Raw genomic sequence first — 15,806 nt, forward strand, 5'->3', positions numbered from 1 at the left:
ACTCGCCGTAGTCATTCACGCAGCGTAGGGCCAAGATCCTGAATATCGGATGGCCAACTGTGGGCCGGCTGAGCGAACGCTGTGCAACATCGGGCACGAAGCGTCAGGAGGGTTACATCTTCTCCGGCCGTTCGCTACCCTCTGCACCTGCGGGGAGGTATCAACCTCCGATGTAGTGAGAGAGAGTGCCTGGATGGCCGATCAAGACAACCTTCGGTTTACCAGGGCTCACTGTGCTTTTCCTGAGAGATTCTCCCCCGCAGAGACCACTGCCTGGCCGTGCTCAGCCGCCGTGCCGGTGGGCTGAACCGACCAAACAGACCGATGCAGACCAGCGCAGGGACCCGACCGTGATGCTCGAGCTGAACCGATTCCGTCCGGCCGGACGGGGTTCAGGTGCCCCCAAGGCAGACACTGAAGACGATCTTTTCACCCGTACGGGTAGCGTCTCGCGCTGGTTCCTGCCGATCGGCCGCCGAGCCGGAACGCCGGGAGCGTGCTGACGAGTGGTTGAGGAGAACGCGATGCGCCCTGGCGGGCGCTGGACCGAGCAGGGTTTCACGAGCACGAACGATGATGGTGGTGCGGCGGTGCCGAACGAAGACGCCGCGGGGGTGGGAGGGACCCCTGCGCAGTCGCCCGGAGATGCTCCGGGCAGGAAGGCCGGGCTGTTCTCCGGCATGCGCGATTGGCGGCTGCGCTCGAAGCTGGCCGCGATCCTCCTGATCCCGACGCTGACCGCGCTCGTGCTGGGCACGCTGCGCGTGGTCGACGACGCGCAGGAAGCGGCCGAGTTCCAGCGGACGGCCGACCAGGTCGCCTTCGCCGTCAAGGTCACCACGGTGGTCCACGAGCTGCAGAACGAGCGCTCGCTGGCCGTCGCGCGGATCTCGTCCAACAACCAGCTGCTGCAGACCGGGCTGGACGCGCAGATCGCCAAGGTCGACCGCGAGGTCACCAACCTGCGCTCGGCCGCGGCGACCCTCAACTACGACGACCAGGCGACGAAGGACCGCTACACCCGCGGTCTCCAGCGCCTCGACGCCCTGCGCCCGCTGCGGGCGGCGTTCAACACCTCGAGCGGCCTGCCCGACATCACGGTGATGACCGCCTACTCGGGCATCCTCGACTCGCTCATCGAGCTCGGCCGCGAGGTGACCACCGCGGTCACCGACCGGGACGTGCTGCGCCTCGGCACGAGCACGCAGGCGATCAGCGAGGCCAAGGAGTTCACCACCCGCTCCGACGCCGAGCTGCAGATCGCCGCGTTCCGCGGCAACTTCCCGGGCGACCTGCTGGACCAGACGCGCGCGTCGGCCTCCAGCGCGGACGCCTCGGTCCAGGCCTTCCTCGCGAACGCCGACGACGACCAGCGCCAGCTCTACAACGACACCTACTCCGGCCCGGAGGTCGACGACCGCCGCCGGATCCAGACCGCGGCGTTCTCCTTCGCCCAGCTGGGTGAGGCGCCGAGCATCGACACGACGGCGCTCGGCAAGGACAGCACCGTGTCGGCGGACAAGCTGCACGCGGTCGAGTCGAACCTGCTGGCCCAGCTCAAGACCCGCGCCGACGACCTCGCCACGGCGGCGGTCAACTCGGCCTGGGTCGGCGGTGGCATCGTGCTCGCCGCGCTGGCCGCCGCGATCGCGCTGATGCTCGTCGTCGCCCGCCTGATGCTGCGCCCGCTGCGGGTGCTGCGGAAGAGCGCGCTGGACGTCGCCTACACCCGGCTGCCGGAAACCGTGCAGGCGATCCTGGACGACCCGGACCCGGTCGGCGCTTCGAAGAAGGCCGTCCAGCCGGTGCCCGTCACCTCCCGCGACGAGATCGGCGAGGTCGCGCGGTCGTTCGACATCGTCCACGAACAAGCCGTCAAGATGGCCGCCGAGCAGGCCCTCCTGCGCGAGAACGTCAACGGCATCTTCGTGAACCTCTCGCGGCGGTCGCAGCGGCTGGTGGAACGCCAGCTCGGCGTCATCGACCGCCTCGAGGCCGACGAGCAGGACCCGGACCACTTGGCCAGCCTGTTCGAGCTCGACCACCTGGCCACGCGGCTGCGGCGCAACGGTGAGTCCCTGCTGGTGCTCTCCGGCGCCGGCCTGGCGAAGTCCGTGCCCAAGCCGGTGCCCGCCGCCGACGTCATCGGCGCCGCGGTGTCCGAGATCGAGCAGTACGCCCGGATCGAGGTCGGCATCGTGCCCGACGTCGCGGTCCAGGGCCTCGCGATCCACGACCTCGTGCACGTCCTCGCCGAGCTGCTCGACAACGCGACCTACTTCTCCGAGCCGGAGACGAAGGTCATCGTGCGGGCCGTGGTGACCCGCCGGAAGGCGCTTGCCATCCAGGTCACCGACCACGGTGTCGGCATGAGCGACGAGCAGCTGACCCAGGTCAACTCGCGCCTGGCCGAGCCGCCGGACCTGGACGTGTCGGTGACCCGCCGGATGGGTCTGTACGTGGTCTCGCGACTGGCCAAGCGCCACGGCATCGAGGTCCGGCTGCGCGAGAACGAGGACATCGAGGGTGGCGTGATCGCCCGCGTCGTCGTCCCGGCCGAGCTGCTCACGCCGCTGCGCCCGGGCATGGCGCGGCAGACCCCGCCGCCGGCGAACCGGTCCGAGACGTCGATGTCGATGCCGAGCATCCCGATCCCGGCCGCGCGTTCGGACTTCGACCAGACGCAGACGCACACGCCGGTGCCGCCGTCGGCACCGCCGCTCCCACCGCGTCCGCCGGCTCCCGAGCCGGTGGCGAACCAGGGCGGCCTGGTCCCCCTCGACCAGCCGATCAGCCTCGACGACCTGGTCAGCGGCGGCCGCGCGGCGGGCCCGTTCCTGTCGCCCGAGCTGCCGAAGCCCGAGACGCCGGCCTGGCCGACCGCCGAGGACCTCGCGCCGCTGACCCCGCAGCCGAACGGCGACGGCGCCAGCTCGCGGGCCGGTGACACGCAGTTCGCGCCGCTGGTCCTGCCGAAGCGCGAGCCGAAGTACGTGCCCCCGGAGGAGCCGCCACCGCCACCCCCGCCGCCCGCGGCGGAGGTCGGGTCGTCGGCCCTCGAGGACGATGTACCCACCCGGCGGCTGCCCATCTACCAGTCGGTGCTGTCACGCTGGTTCAGTGAGGGCGACGACTCGGCTGCCGACCCGGTGCAGCCGCAGAGCGAGGGTGAAGACCCGAACCTGCCGCCCCTCACCGGCTCCGACGAGCCGCCGGTACCGGCCGAACCGGTCGCCCGGCGCCAGGAGCCCGTCGACGAGCTGCAGCCGACCGCCGCGACCCGGCACCCGCTCCTCCCCGCCGACGACGGCTGGCACAGCGCCTCCGACGACGGCTGGCAGGCGGCGCAGTCGCTGCTGGAGTCGAAGAACGAGGAGATCACCCCGGCCGGGCTGCCCAAGCGCGTCCCGAACCAGTACCTGGTCCCGGGGTCGATCAACAGCCCTTCGGCCGAAGCGCCGGCGCAGAACAGCTTCGCGGACAACACCGCGGGCATGCCCGGAACGGGTGCGATCACCCGCTCGGCGTCCGCGGCGCGGAGCCGGATGGCAAGCTTCCAGCGGGGCTACACCTCGGGACGGCACGCGTTGAAGGAACTCCCGGGCGAAGAACAGCTGGAAACCAGCAGGGTTCCGGGGCGTGGCAACACCACAGACAGCAGTGAGGAGTGAAAGTGACACGGGCGGGTGCAATGCAGCCGGGTGGCTCCGCGCAGCCGAACGGCCAGGCGCATGCCAAGGCGAACAATGCCGGCAGCTTCGCTTGGCTGATCACGGATTTCGTGCACCGGGTGCCCGGCGCGGCCCACGCGGTCGTGGTGTCGGCCGACGGCCTGCTCCTGGCGGCTTCGCGTGGTCTGCCGAAGGACCGGGCGGACCAGCTGGCCGCGGTGGCGTCGGGGCTCACGAGCCTCGCGCGCGGTGCGGCCAAGGTGTTCGAAGGCGGGACGGTCGCGCAGACGGTCGTCGAAATGGCGAACGGCTTCCTCTTCCTCATGTCGGTTTCCGACGGTTCGTGCCTGGCGGTCCTCGGTTCGCCGGAGAGTGACATCGGCTTGGTCGTCTACGAGATGACCCTGCTGGTGGAGCGGGTCGGCCAGCAGCTGACTCCGGAGATGCGGGCGCAACTGCAGGGTGCGGCGATCCGCCGCTGAGGACCCGGGAACCGAGGAGAGAGCCGTGGACGACGGGCGCTTGAGGGGCGATGGCCGGCTCGGTGACGACTTCTCCAGCGGGTGGTCCGAGCACTCGGACGACGGCCGCGAGGACTGGCAGTCGTTCCGGGAGCGGGTCGACCGCGAGTGGCGGTCGCGCCGGGTGCAGGCCTCCGACAGCGACCCCGTGCGGGAACCGCCGAACTGGCTGACCGACAGCAATGCCGGTCAGGAGCCGATCCGGCCGATCCAGGCGGGCAGCGGTGAGTACCGCGACCGGCTGCTGGGCGGACCGGGAGCGGAGTTGTTCGGCGGGTCGAGCGGGCCGCTGTACGACGCGCGTGACTTCGCCGCGTACAGCACCGAGCGCGACTTCTCGTCGGGCCCGGACTCCGGTGAGCTCGCGGCGGCGCTGCCGCAGCAGGCCCACCAGGAGTACGTCGACGCGCCGCCGCCGACGGAGATGGAGACGTCCGGCCTGGTCCGGCCGTACTTCCGGACCCGAGGACGGACGAAGGCGACGCTCGACCTGGCGATCGAGGCGCTGATCTCGACCAGCGAACAGGGCCGGATGCTCGACCGGGTCCGGGTGCCCGAGCACCGGTCGATCTGCGACCTGTGCCTCGACACCCGGTCGGTGGCCGAAGTGGCGGCGCTGCTGCGGCTGCCGCTCGGCGTGGTGCGGGTGTTGATTGGTGACGTGGCGGGCCTCGGCCTGGTGCTGGTGCACTCCAGCAACCAGACGGTGGGCGACCGCCCGAGTATCGAGTTCATGGAAAGGGTGCTCAGTGGGCTTCGGAGAATTTGACTCCGACGCGAACGCGCCGCAGGTGACGGGTCCGACCTCGTCGGCCAAGATCGTGGTCGCCGGCGGGTTCGGTTCGGGGAAGACAACGCTGGTCGGGGCGATCTCCGAGATCGACCCGCTGACCACCGAGGCCATGATGACCGAGGCGAGCGTCGGGCACGACGACACCTCGGCCACGCCCAACAAGACCACCACCACCGTGGCGATGGACTTCGGGCGCATCTCCCTGGACTCGGACCTCGTGCTGTACGTGTTCGGCACGCCGGGTCAGCACCGGTTCTGGTTCATGTGGGACGACCTCGCGGTCGGCGCCATCGGGGCGGTCGTGCTGGTGGACACGCGGCGGCTCGCCGACGCGTTCCCCTCGATCGACTTCTTCGAGAACCGGAAGCTGCCCTACGTCGTGGCGATCAACTGCTTCGACCGGCTGCTGCACCACCAGATCGAGGACGTGCGGCACGCGCTCACCATCGCGCCGTCGGTCCCGATCATGGCGTGCGACGCGCGTGAGCGCGACTCCGCCAAGCAGGTGCTGATCTCCGTCGTCCAGCACGCGATCGCGCACGATACGGCGCTGCGCGCGGGCTGAGGGTATGACGCCCCGGACCGGATGCGGCCGTTGGAGTGAACTCCACGGGCTTCACCCACTTCGCGGAGCCTTGCCGCCGTCCGGAGGACGGAACGGCCGCCGCTGTCCGGTACCGGTGACGGCGCGGCCTGCCGTCCGCCGGTCTGACCTGCGCGGACAGCCCGCCGTGGCGGGTCGGGGGATGAGCTCCGCCCGCGCCGCCCGGACCGGGCCGGCGCGGAGCGCGGCCGGGCGCACACGTAGGGTGCGCAGCGGCCGGCCGGTGGTCGACTCGACACTTCCGGCGGGGCGAATACGCTTGAGCGTGGGCCGTGCCGGCCACTCCGGAGTGCGGCGCGCGGCGCCGCAGGAGCAAGGAGGGGCAGTAGTGACGGCTTCCGGCCAGGGTTCGTTCGGCTGGCTCATCACGGACTTCGTGCGCCGGGTACCCGGCGCCGCGCACGCCGTTCTGGTGTCCGCGGACGGGCTGCTCCTCGCGCCGTCGGAAGGGCTGCCCCAGGAGCGCGCCGAGCAGCTGTCCGCGGTCGCGTCCGGGCTGATCAGCCTGACCTACGGCGCCGCGCGCTGCTTCGAAGCGGGCGGCGTCAACCAGACCGTGGTGGAGATGGAGCGCGGCTACTTGTTCCTGATGTCCGTTTCGGACGGTTCGTCGCTGGCGGTGCTGGCCGCGCCGACGTGCGACATCGGCACGGTCGCGTACGAGATGACGCTGCTCGTCGAGCGCGTGGGCCAGCAGATCACCCCCGAGCTGCGCGCCCAGCTGCAGGGTGGCGTGCGTGGGTAGGACACGATGAGGATTTCGGGATTCGACGATCCGGACTCCAGCGGCTGGGACGCGCTGCACCGCGGCACCGAGCGCGAGGGTTTCGATTCGCCCAGCAAGTTCGACATGTCGACGTTGTCGATGATCATGCCCAAGCGCAAGCCGGCGCGGCCCCAGCCGGATCCGCAGGGCTACACCGACGAGGACACCCGGGAGTGGGGGTCCTCGGCGGCCGAAGACGACTACGACGACGGTTACGACCCCGACGAGCCGGAGTGGCAGGACGAGGAGCGCTACGAGCCGGAGCCCCCGCCGCTCGAGCCGGCGTGGACGCCTCCGCGCGGCGCCCGGCCGCCGGCCCCGCCGCGGCCCCCGGCACCGCCGGCGCCCCGGCCGCCCGCACCGAGACCCCCGGTGTCCAGAACCCAGGCGGCGCCCCCGCCGTCGTGGGCTCCGCCGATCGACCCGCGCACCGGCTGGACACCCCCGCCGGACCCGGAAACCCGCTGGATCCCGCAGCCCGAGCCGTGGGAGGAGCCGGCCCGCGTCGCGTCGCCCGTCGCCTCGGCGGGCTCGCGGGTCCGCCCGTACACGCGGACGGGCGGCCGCACGAGGTCCGACCACAACCTGGCCCTGGAGGCCCTGGTCTCGACGTCCGACGACGGCCGCCGCTACCGCGGCGTGCGCTCGGTCGAGCACCGCCGCATCTGCGACCTCTGCCTGGACACGCGCTCGGTGGCCGAGATCGCGGCGCACCTGCGGCTGCCGCTGGGCGTGGTGAAGGTGCTGGTGGGCGACATGTCCGACATCGGGCTGGTCCTGATCCACCAGACGGAGCTGATCCTCGGGGACCGCTCGTCCCGCGAGTTCATGGAGCGCGTCCTGGCCGGCCTGCGGGCGCTCTAGTCCGCCGCCCCCGAGGTCTTGAATGACTCATTCAGGACCTCCGGCGACCTGAATGAGTCATTCAAGACGTCAGTCTTCGACCAGCGCCGCCGACGTGATGCGGTGCAGCGAGTACCGCTCGTTGTTGTCGCCTTCGAGAACCCCGCCGCCGACCCGGATCGGCCGGACCACCCGCTGGCTGGCCGTCCCGCGTGAGTCGACGAAGCCGATCCAGACCTCTCGCCGCTCCAGCGTCGCGCGGGACAGCAGCTCCAGCGTCGCCGACGTGTCCGCGCCGCCGCCCACCGGCGCCCGCACCGCCGATCCCCGCCGTCGTGCCGAGGCCGCGTCGCCCGCGCGCAGGTTGGAGACGATCCGCGTCGCCTGGTCGGGGGTCAGCACCGCCTGCTCACCGGGGCTGCGCCGGGGTCCGCGGGCCTTCGCCGGCAGCCGGCGCCCGCCCGGGCGGATGTCGACGACCCGGCCGTCCGGTCCCTCGGCCGCCGGGGCGAACCCCGCGGCGCGCAGCCCGGCGAGGACCTCGTGCAGCGGGTCCGGGCTGACCACGACCGTCGGGGCGATCAGGCGCAGGTCGTGCTCCGCCGCGACCGGGTTGGCCAGCACTTCCGCCAGTAAAGCCTCGTCGTCGCACCGCAGGAACGACGCCGCCGCGCCGCCGCGCAACCGGCCGTGCCGGCGGGCGACGTCGTCGACCAGGTAGCTCAGGGACTGCGGGACCGGCGTCGCGGACTTCTTCTTGAACAGCGCGTGCAGCTCGTCGGCCGTGCGCCCGGTGTCCAGCGCCCGCCGCACGGACGCCTCGGTGATCCGGTAGACCGTCGCGTGCCCGGCCGATTCGACGTCCGCGACCGCGGACATCTCCGTCGCCAGCTCCGGCTCCAGCGGTCCCGGCGCGACGACCGTCAGGTCGGCCTGCAGCAGCACGTGGTCCACGGGGGCCGGCAGCGCGTCCAGGATCGCTTCGACGGCGCCCGGCCGGTCGTCGGCCAGCAGGGCGCGCGTCGCCGTCGTGAGGCCGCCGAGCCCGACGATCCCCAGCGCGGAGGCCTCGGCCATCGTCCAGCGGACGGTCTCGTCCCGCAGCCGGCCGCCGCGTCGCGGGGCCCGCCAGGCCAGCACCGCGACGAGCTCGTCGACGCTCTTCACGCCGGCGCCGTCGGGCAAGTCGGCCAGCGCGGAGAGGACCCGCCGCCGCGTGACCGGCGCCAGCGGGCGGCGCAGGTCCTCCGACAGCGGCGCGATGGGCTTGTCCTTGGCGTCGCGCCCGCCGGCCAGCCCGGGCAGCCGCGGCAGCTCCAGCCACGCCTGCGCGAGCGTCATCCAGCGCTGGGCGGTCGGCGACGCGAGCCACGAGTCGGTCAGCGTCGTCGGCACCCACTCGGGCGCGGTCGACTCGCTGTCCGCAACGAGCCCGGCACCGACGGCCAGCTCGGCGAGCAGCACCGCCTGCGTCTCGTCGATCTCGAGGTCCTTGGCCAGCTTCTTCAGCTCGCGCACGCCGAGGCCGCCCGACTTGAGCACCGGTGGCGGCGTCGCGGACCACGAGCGCAGCAGGGATTCGGTGTGGCGCAGGAACTCCATCGCCTCGCCGGCCGCCGCCTTGTCCAAAGTGGACGTCTGGTGCCGGTGGACCGGCAGCTCGGGTTCGGTGAGCGCGCCCGGCGCGAAGACGCTGCCGCGCACCGCGACGCCGAGCTCGCGCGGCAGCTCGACGGTCTGGTCGTCGCGCCGCAGCAGCAGCCCGCGCGCCAGGAGCTTCTGCACCGGTGTCTCGGCCTTCTCGAGCGTCAGGTCGAGCCCGGCGTCACGGGTGCGGCCGATCGGCGGGCCGGCGGCGAGGGCGTTCAGGACACCGCGTTCGTCGTCGGGCAGGTCCGCGAGCCGGGCGGCGAGGTCCTCGCCGGCCAGCGACGGCGACGACGCGCCCAGCCCGGCCGGGAACGGCCCGAGCGCCTCCCGGACCGCGGGCGGCACGCGCAGCGCGTCGTCCGGGCCCCAGGCCAGCGCCCGCGCGCGCAGCCGGGCCAGCGGCCCGGCGATGTCGGCGCCGACCAGGCCCGCGACCTCGGCGACCGGCACCGGGTCGCGGTCCGCGCCGGCCAGCAGGCACGCTTCGAGCACGGCGATGGTGACGGTGTCGAGGTCTTCGCAGGCGCGCGCGACCGAGCCGGGCGTGCCGGCGCGGGTGGCCAGCACCGTGCTGTCGGAGGGCGGCGGCGTGGAGAGGTCGCGCCGCGTGCGGAGCAGCTCTTCGAGTGCGGCGTCGGACTCCGCGCGCAGCCAGTCCGCCAAGGAGGTCGCGGGCATAGAAGGCCAGGATACCGGGCGGTTGCGACAGCCCGCCTCGGCTCAGGCAGACTGTCCCCGGAAGACCGAGAACGGCTGTGGAGGACGTTGTGGCCAAGGGTGAGAAGAAGAACAACGGAATCGACCCGACCTGGCCGGGCGAAGCTGGTGAGCACCCCGTGACGGAACTCGCGTCCGACCGCCAGGGCTCGCTGTCGCCGTTCGGTGACATCACGTTCCCGCTCGACTCGGTGCCCTACGTGCACCCCGAGACCGAGATCAACCGCTGAGCCCGGTTGCCGCCCCGGCCAAAAGCAGGCCGGCCCCGGGGCGGTACGTAAGCGCTGTCGCCAAGCCATGGCCGTGGCTGTGGCCGGGGCGGCAACCCAGCAGCAGAGTTACTGGTCAGTACCGGTTCCGGCCCCTCGTGAGGGCGGTCACGGGAGTAGGTTCGCTCCCGTCCTGCCCGACCTTTCCCATGCGGGGGTAAGTGCCATGCCGGTTCCCGGTCCCGGATACTCGATCACCGTCCGGGTCGAGGCCCCGGCCTCGTCCAGCGCGGCCGGTGACCTCACCACCGCCGTCGGGCGCGTCGGCGGCGTCCTGACCGCGTTCGACGTCGTCGAGTCCCACTCCGACTCGATCGTGGTCGACATCAGCGCCAACGCGCTGTCGGAGAACCACGCGAACGACATCACGCAGACGCTGGACTCGCTGCCCGGCGTCAAGGTCCGCAAGGTCTCCGACCGGACGTTCCTGATCCACCTCGGCGGCAAGATCGAGGTCACGCCCAAGGTCGCGCTCCGCAACCGTGACGACCTCTCCCGCGCCTACACGCCTGGTGTCGCCCGCGTCTGCCAGGCGATCGCGAACAACCCCGAGGACGCGCGCCGGCTGACCATCAAGCGCAACACCGTCGCGGTGCTCACCGACGGTTCCGCGGTGCTCGGCCTCGGCAACATCGGCCCCGCCGCCGCGCTGCCGGTGATGGAGGGCAAGGCGGCGCTGTTCAAGAAGTTCGCCGACGTCGACGCGTGGCCGGTCTGCCTGGACACCCAGGACACCGAAGAGATCATCCTCATCGCGAAGGCGCTCGCGCCGGTGTACGCGGGCATCAACCTCGAAGACATCGCTGCGCCGCGCTGCTTCGAGATCGAGAAGCGCCTCCGCGAGCAGCTGGACATCCCGGTGTTCCACGACGACCAGCACGGCACGGCGATCGTCGTCGTGGCCGCGCTGCGCAACGCCCTGCGCGTGGTCGGGAAGAACATCGAAGACTGCAAGATCGTGGTCAGCGGCGTCGGCGCGGCGGGCTCGGCGATCATCCGCCTGCTGCTGCACAAGAACCCGGGCGACATCGTCGCCGCGGACATCGACGGCGTCGTCCACTCCGCGCGCGGCAACCTCGACGACAACCTGACCTGGATCGCGTCGCACACGAACAAGGAGCAGGTCAGCGGCACCCTGCACGAGGCGCTGAACGGCGCGGACGTCTTCATCGGCGTCTCCGCGCCGAACCTGTTCGGCGCCGAGCAGGTCGCCACGATGAACAAGGACGCCGTCGTCTTCGCGCTGGCGAACCCGGACCCGGAGATCGACCCCCTGGAAGCGCAGAAGCACGCGGCCGTCGTCGCGACCGGCCGCAGCGACTTCCCCAACCAGATCAACAACGTCCTGGCGTTCCCGGGCGTCTTCCGCGGCCTGCTGGACGCGCACGCGCACAACATCGACGACTCGATGCTCCTCGCGGCGGCCGACGCGATCGCCGACGTCGTCGACAACGGCAAGCTCAACGCGTCGTTCATCGTGCCGAGCGTCTTCGACAGCGCGGTGGCGCCGGCGGTCGCCGAGGCCGTGCGGAAGGCCGTGCGCGCCGAACAGGGCTGAGTCGTACTTCCGGGGTCGTACTTCCGGGGTCGTACTTTCGGCTGACGACCGCCGGTCCTCCGCCGTCCTAGGCTGAATCCCGACACGGTTGGGGGGAAGCCGAATGCGGAGGATCTTGCTGGTCGCGGCGGTGGCCGTCGTGGTGGCATCGGTGGTGCCGGGAGTGGCCCAGGCAGCGCCCGGTGCGCTGGTGTGGGGCGCGTGCCCGGCGGACGTCACGGCGCCGGGCCTGGAGTGCTCGACGCTCGAGGTCCCATTGGACTACCGGAAACCGGACGGCACACGCATCCAGGTCGCGATCTCGCGGCTGAAGAGCACGAACCCGGGGGTGCGCCGGGGCGTGCTGCTGACCAACCCGGGCGGCCCCGGCGGCCCGGGCCTGGACCTGCCCGCGCAGCTGAAGCTGCTGGGGTGGCCGCAAAGCGTCCTGGACACGTACGACGTCATCGGGTTCGACCCGCGCGGGGTCGGCCACAGCACACCGGTGACGTGTGATTTGACGCCGGCGCAGCAGCGGAGCAACGTGCCGCCGTACGCGCTGAACCCGGCGGACGTCACCGCGCGCGCCGAGTACGTGAAGGGCATCGCGCACCAGTGCGGCGCGTCACGGACGGCGTCGATGCTGCCGTACGTGACGACGGCGAACACGGCCCGCGACATGGACCGGATCCGCGCGGCGCTGGGTGAGCCGAAGCTGTCGTACTACGGGGTTTCGTACGGTTCGTACCTCGGCGCGGTGTACACAACGCTGTTCCCGCAACGAAGTGATCGCATCGTGCTCGACAGCAACACCGGTCCGGGCGGCCTGGACGTCGAGGGCTCGCGGTTGCTGGGCCGGGGTTTCGAGGACCGTTTCCCGGACTTCGCGGCGTTCGCCGCCGCCCACCCGGAGTACGGCCTGGGCACAACACCGGCGGCGGTGAAGGCGAAGTACTCCGACCTGGCGGCCCGCCTGGACGCGCAGCCGAATTCCCAGGGCATCGACGGAAAGCTGTTCCGCCAGGTGACGTTCGGGATGCTGTACTACGACGCCACGCTGCCGTACCTGGCAACGGCGTGGCACGCACTGGATATCAGCCGGCCGATCCCCCCGGTCCCGGGCGGCGCGCTCCCGAACGTGGAGAACTTGTTGTCGAGCCAGCTGTACGTGGTGTGCGGCGACTCCGACTGGCCGGAGTCGGTGTGGACGTACCAGAGAAACGTGGCAGTGGATCGAGCCCGCCACCCGATGTTCGGCCCAGCGGCGGCGAACGTCTGGGCGTGCGCGTACTGGCCGTCGGAGCCTTCGGAGCCGCCAGTGCGGATCGGTGACCGGGGCCCATCGAACGTGCTGATGGTCCAGAACCTCCGCGACCCGGCAACACCGTTGACGGGAGCATCGCGGTTGCGCCAGGCATTCGGCAACCGAGCCCGGCTGGTGACGGCTGATCAGGGTGGCCACGGAACGTACATGTTCGGCGGCAATGCATGCGCAAACAACGCGGCGACGGCGTTCTTGACCACGGGGGTCCGCCCGGCGCGGGATCTGGCGTGCGCGGCGGAGCCGTCGCGCCAGGCACCAGCAGTGGCGGGGGTGTTGCCGGTTCGCCTGTTCTGAGCCGGGATCGCCGTCCGAGTCGGTGGCGCGCGCGAGCTCCGCCGGCCGTGCGCGAGCGAGCGCGTCCTCCGGCAATCGCCGACGACGACGATCCGCCGGTCACTCCCGACTGCGGCCCGGTCGCGGCTGCGGCAACGTGCGGTGCCGGTGCCCACCGCCACCCCGCACACGCTCGGAAGTAGCCTCGGCATGTGAGTGAACTCAGCCACGTCGACGAAACCGGCGCCGCCCGGATGGTCGATGTCTCCGGCAAGACCGCCACCGCGCGCACCGCGCTCGCCGCCGGCACCGTGCGGACCACCGCCGAAGTACTCCGGCTGCTGGCCACCGACGGTCTGCCCAAAGGCGACGCCCTCGCCACCGCGCGCATCGCCGGGATCATGGGCGCCAAGCGCGTCCCCGAGCTCATCCCGCTGTGCCACCAGATCGCGCTGTCCGGGGTCAAGGTCGAGTTCACCCTCGGCGACACCGAGGTCGGCATCCGCGCGACGGCGAAGACCACCGACGTCACCGGCGTCGAGATGGAAGCCCTGACCGCCGTCGCGGTGGCCGGGCTGACCCTGCACGACATGATCAAGGCCGTCGACCCGGCGGCGACGCTCGACGACGTCCGCCTGCTCCGCAAGGACGGCGGCAAGACCGGGACCTGGGAGCGGCCGTGAAGCGCACCGCACGCGTGATCGTGGCGTCCAACCGCGCCGCGAAGGGCGTCTACGAGGACAAGACCGGCCCGGTGATCGTCGCCTGGCTGGCCGGGCGCGGGTACGACGTGCCGGCGCCGGTCGTCGTCGAGGACGGCGATCCGGTGGGCGTCGCGCTGCGGGCCGCGCTGGCCGACGACGTCGCCGTCGTGCTCACCACCGGCGGCACCGGTATCTCGCCGACCGACCGCACGCCGGACGTCACGCGCGCGGTCCTCGACCACGAGCTGCCGGGCGTCGCCGACGCGATCCGCGCGGCCGGCCTGCCCAAGGTGCCGACGGCGGTGCTCTCGCGCGGCGTCGCGGGCGTGGCGGGCCGGACCCTGGTCGTGAACCTCCCGGGCTCCAGCGGCGGCGTGAAGGACGGCCTGGGCGTCCTGGACGGCATCCTGGACCACGCGGTCGACCAGCTGGCCGGGGGCGACCACCCGCGTCCCGCCGCCACGGCGGTCCCGGTGCGCGTGGCGCGGGCCCTGGTGACCGAGGAGACGCTGTCGGTCGAGGAGCACGCGCGGCTGGTCGAGGACGACGCGGCGGGCGCCGTGGTGACGTTCGCCGGCGTGGTCCGCGACCACGACGGCGGCAAGGGCGTGCGCGACCTGACGTACGAGGGCCACCCGAGCGCGGGCGACGTGATCGCCGAGGTCGTGGCCGACTTGTCGACTCGGTGGACCGGCGTCCGGGCGGTGGCCGTGAGCCACCGCGTCGGTCACCTGGCGATCGGCGACGTGGCGCTGGCGTGCGCGGTGGCGGCCGAGCACCGCGGCCAGGCGTTCTCGGCGTGCTCGGACCTGGTGGACGAGGTCAAGGCGCGGCTGCCGGTCTGGAAGCACCAGCACTTCACCGACGGCACCGACGAGTGGGTCAACTCGCCGTAACCCGGAAGACGGCGACGCGGTCGGCGGCCGCGGCGAACTCGTCGGGGTCGGCCTTGGCGACGAGCCCGAGCTTGACGAACATCGGCACCCCGTGCGGCGCCTCACGCGGGAAGGCGCGCATGACCCGCGCGCGGACGTTGCGCGCCCAATCGCCGTGGGGCAGCCCGGCGATGACGTAGCGCCGGCCATCGACGGTCAGCGGCGACACTGTGGAGGTGCTGCGGCGGGGTGAGGAGATGCAGCTGAGGGAGGCAGAGCGGATCCACGGCCTCTGAGGGCCGCTCAGGCGGCCGGCTGGCATGTCGGGCGGCCGAGCAGGCGCCCTGACGGCGCGGTCAGCCTCGTGGAGGCTGAGGCGGCGCGGGCAGTGCGGCTCGATCGAGCGAGCGCTTTGCGGGCAGACAGCAGCGAGCCCGGCACATCGAGCCGGATGCCCGGCCGGCGTGGCGGTCAGCCCGCAGGCGCGCTCCGGAAACGCCGCAAGCCCTCCACCGCCCGGGGGATTGGCGGTGGAGGGCTTGGCAGTCACGGCTCGAGGCCGGACTTACGCATCGCTGCGCGAGATCGTCACTTGGTGGCGATCTTCTGGCCGACGAGGATCAGGTCCGCGTTCGGGATGTACTTCGCGTTCAGGTCCTGCAGCTTCTGGTAGCCGCCCTGGACGTTGAACTGCTTGGCGATCTTGGACAGCGTGTCGCCCGCCACGACGGTGTAGTCACCGGCCGGGTTGGAGCTGGCCACGCCGGTCGCCGCCGGGGCCACCGGGGCCGCCTTCTTCGGGGCGACCGTGGTCTTCTTCGGCGTCGACTGCTTGGTGGTGGTCTTGTGGGTGGCCTTGGGGGCCGACGAGCCGCCGCCCTTCTTGCCACAGACCGGCCAGGCGCCGATGCCCTGGCCCTGCAGGACGCGCTCGGCCACGGCGATCTGCTGCTCGCGCGAAGCGTTCGCCGCGCTGCCGGTGCCGCCGTAGGCCTTCCACGTGCTCTGCGAGAACTGCAGGCCGCCGTAGTAGCCGTTGCCGGTGTTGGTGTTCCAGTTGCCGCTGCTCTCACACTGCGCGATGGCGTCCCAGTTGGTCGCCGACGCGGGGGTCGCGGCGATGGCGAGGGGCGCGCCGACCGCAATGCCCGCGATGGCGACGCGAGCGACGGTGCGGGTGGCAGCGGACATCTTGCGGTGCTTGCCTCGGTAAGACATTTGGATGCTTCTCGGTTTCCCAGCGCCTACGAACCTGTGGT

14 protein-coding genes are annotated in these 15,806 nt (G+C 72.0%); 11 read left to right on the forward strand and 3 right to left on the reverse strand.

All coding sequences use genetic code 11. The features are described from left to right. Window positions 1-524 precede the first annotated feature (524 nt). The 6 genes from ACERZO_RS35545 to ACERZO_RS35570 all read left to right on the forward strand — a co-directional run bounded on the left by ACERZO_RS35545 (window position 525) and on the right by ACERZO_RS35570 (window position 7,219). Window positions 525-3,671, forward strand: a complete 3,147-nt coding sequence (locus tag ACERZO_RS35545) for a sensor histidine kinase (RefSeq protein ID WP_372670257.1) — start codon at window positions 525-527, stop codon at window positions 3,669-3,671. Window positions 3,672-3,691: 20 nt separating this feature from the next. Then, window positions 3,692-4,153 carry a roadblock/LC7 domain-containing protein gene (locus tag ACERZO_RS35550; RefSeq protein WP_086676266.1) on the forward strand — a complete coding sequence of 154 codons (462 nt, stop codon included), beginning with the start codon at window positions 3,692-3,694 and terminating at the stop codon, window positions 4,151-4,153. Between the two features lie 25 nt (window positions 4,154-4,178). Continuing rightward, window positions 4,179-4,961, forward strand: a complete 783-nt coding sequence (locus ACERZO_RS35555; RefSeq protein ID WP_372670259.1) for a DUF742 domain-containing protein — start codon at window positions 4,179-4,181, stop codon at window positions 4,959-4,961. After that, window positions 4,942-5,550: a GTP-binding protein gene (locus ACERZO_RS35560; RefSeq protein WP_086676271.1), complete on the forward strand. Its 609-nt coding sequence runs from the start codon at window positions 4,942-4,944 to the stop codon at window positions 5,548-5,550. The genes ACERZO_RS35555 and ACERZO_RS35560 overlap by 20 nt, the downstream gene beginning before the upstream one ends. Before the next feature lie 367 nt (window positions 5,551-5,917). Then, window positions 5,918-6,334: a roadblock/LC7 domain-containing protein gene (locus ACERZO_RS35565; RefSeq protein WP_372670260.1), complete on the forward strand. Its 417-nt coding sequence runs from the start codon at window positions 5,918-5,920 to the stop codon at window positions 6,332-6,334. A 6-nt stretch (window positions 6,335-6,340) separates the two neighbouring features. Further along, window positions 6,341-7,219 carry a DUF742 domain-containing protein gene (locus ACERZO_RS35570; protein WP_372670261.1) on the forward strand — a complete coding sequence of 293 codons (879 nt, stop codon included), beginning with the start codon at window positions 6,341-6,343 and terminating at the stop codon, window positions 7,217-7,219. A gap of 69 nt (window positions 7,220-7,288) precedes the next feature. Here the strand turns inward: ACERZO_RS35570 and ACERZO_RS35575 are convergent, their stop codons facing one another. Further along, a complete protein-coding gene (locus ACERZO_RS35575; protein WP_372670262.1) occupies window positions 7,289-9,526 on the reverse strand; it encodes a helicase-associated domain-containing protein in 2,238 nt (745 codons plus the stop codon). An 89-nt stretch (window positions 9,527-9,615) separates the two neighbouring features. Between ACERZO_RS35575 and ACERZO_RS35580 the strand changes: the two genes are divergently transcribed. The 5 genes from ACERZO_RS35580 (at window position 9,616) to ACERZO_RS35600 (ending at window position 14,568) form a co-directional block, all read left to right on the forward strand. After that, complete coding sequence (locus tag ACERZO_RS35580) at window positions 9,616-9,795, forward strand: hypothetical protein (protein ID WP_372670264.1); 180 nt, start codon at window positions 9,616-9,618, stop codon at window positions 9,793-9,795. 205 nt (window positions 9,796-10,000) lie between these two features. Next, a complete protein-coding gene (locus tag ACERZO_RS35585) occupies window positions 10,001-11,392 on the forward strand; it encodes an NAD-dependent malic enzyme (protein ID WP_372670265.1) in 1,392 nt (463 codons plus the stop codon). 103 nt (window positions 11,393-11,495) lie between these two features. Continuing rightward, a complete protein-coding gene (locus tag ACERZO_RS35590) occupies window positions 11,496-12,989 on the forward strand; it encodes an alpha/beta hydrolase (RefSeq protein WP_372670266.1) in 1,494 nt (497 codons plus the stop codon). 191 nt (window positions 12,990-13,180) lie between these two features. Next, window positions 13,181-13,651 carry a cyclic pyranopterin monophosphate synthase MoaC gene (gene moaC / locus ACERZO_RS35595; RefSeq protein WP_372670267.1) on the forward strand — a complete coding sequence of 157 codons (471 nt, stop codon included), beginning with the start codon at window positions 13,181-13,183 and terminating at the stop codon, window positions 13,649-13,651. Next, entirely contained in the window at window positions 13,648-14,568 is a 921-nt protein-coding gene (locus ACERZO_RS35600; protein ID WP_372670269.1) for a molybdenum cofactor biosynthesis protein MoaE, read from the forward strand. The genes moaC and ACERZO_RS35600 overlap by 4 nt, the downstream gene beginning before the upstream one ends. On the opposite strand, the gene ACERZO_RS35605 is transcribed toward ACERZO_RS35600, so the two are convergent. Together ACERZO_RS35605 and ACERZO_RS35610 are read right to left on the reverse strand one after the other, a co-directional pair. Next, on the reverse strand, window positions 14,555-14,776 hold the full coding sequence (locus tag ACERZO_RS35605; RefSeq protein WP_372670270.1) for a hypothetical protein: 222 nt from the start codon (window positions 14,774-14,776) through the stop codon (window positions 14,555-14,557). The genes ACERZO_RS35600 and ACERZO_RS35605 overlap by 14 nt on opposite strands. Before the next feature lie 359 nt (window positions 14,777-15,135). Then, the gene (locus tag ACERZO_RS35610; RefSeq protein ID WP_372670271.1) at window positions 15,136-15,765 is read right to left on the reverse strand and encodes a transglycosylase family protein; all 630 of its coding nucleotides are present in this window, start codon (window positions 15,763-15,765) and stop codon (window positions 15,136-15,138) included. Window positions 15,766-15,806 lie beyond the last annotated feature (41 nt).

Source organism: Amycolatopsis kentuckyensis (assembly GCF_041679295.1).
GTDB lineage: Bacteria > Actinomycetota > Actinomycetes > Mycobacteriales > Pseudonocardiaceae > Amycolatopsis > Amycolatopsis kentuckyensis_A.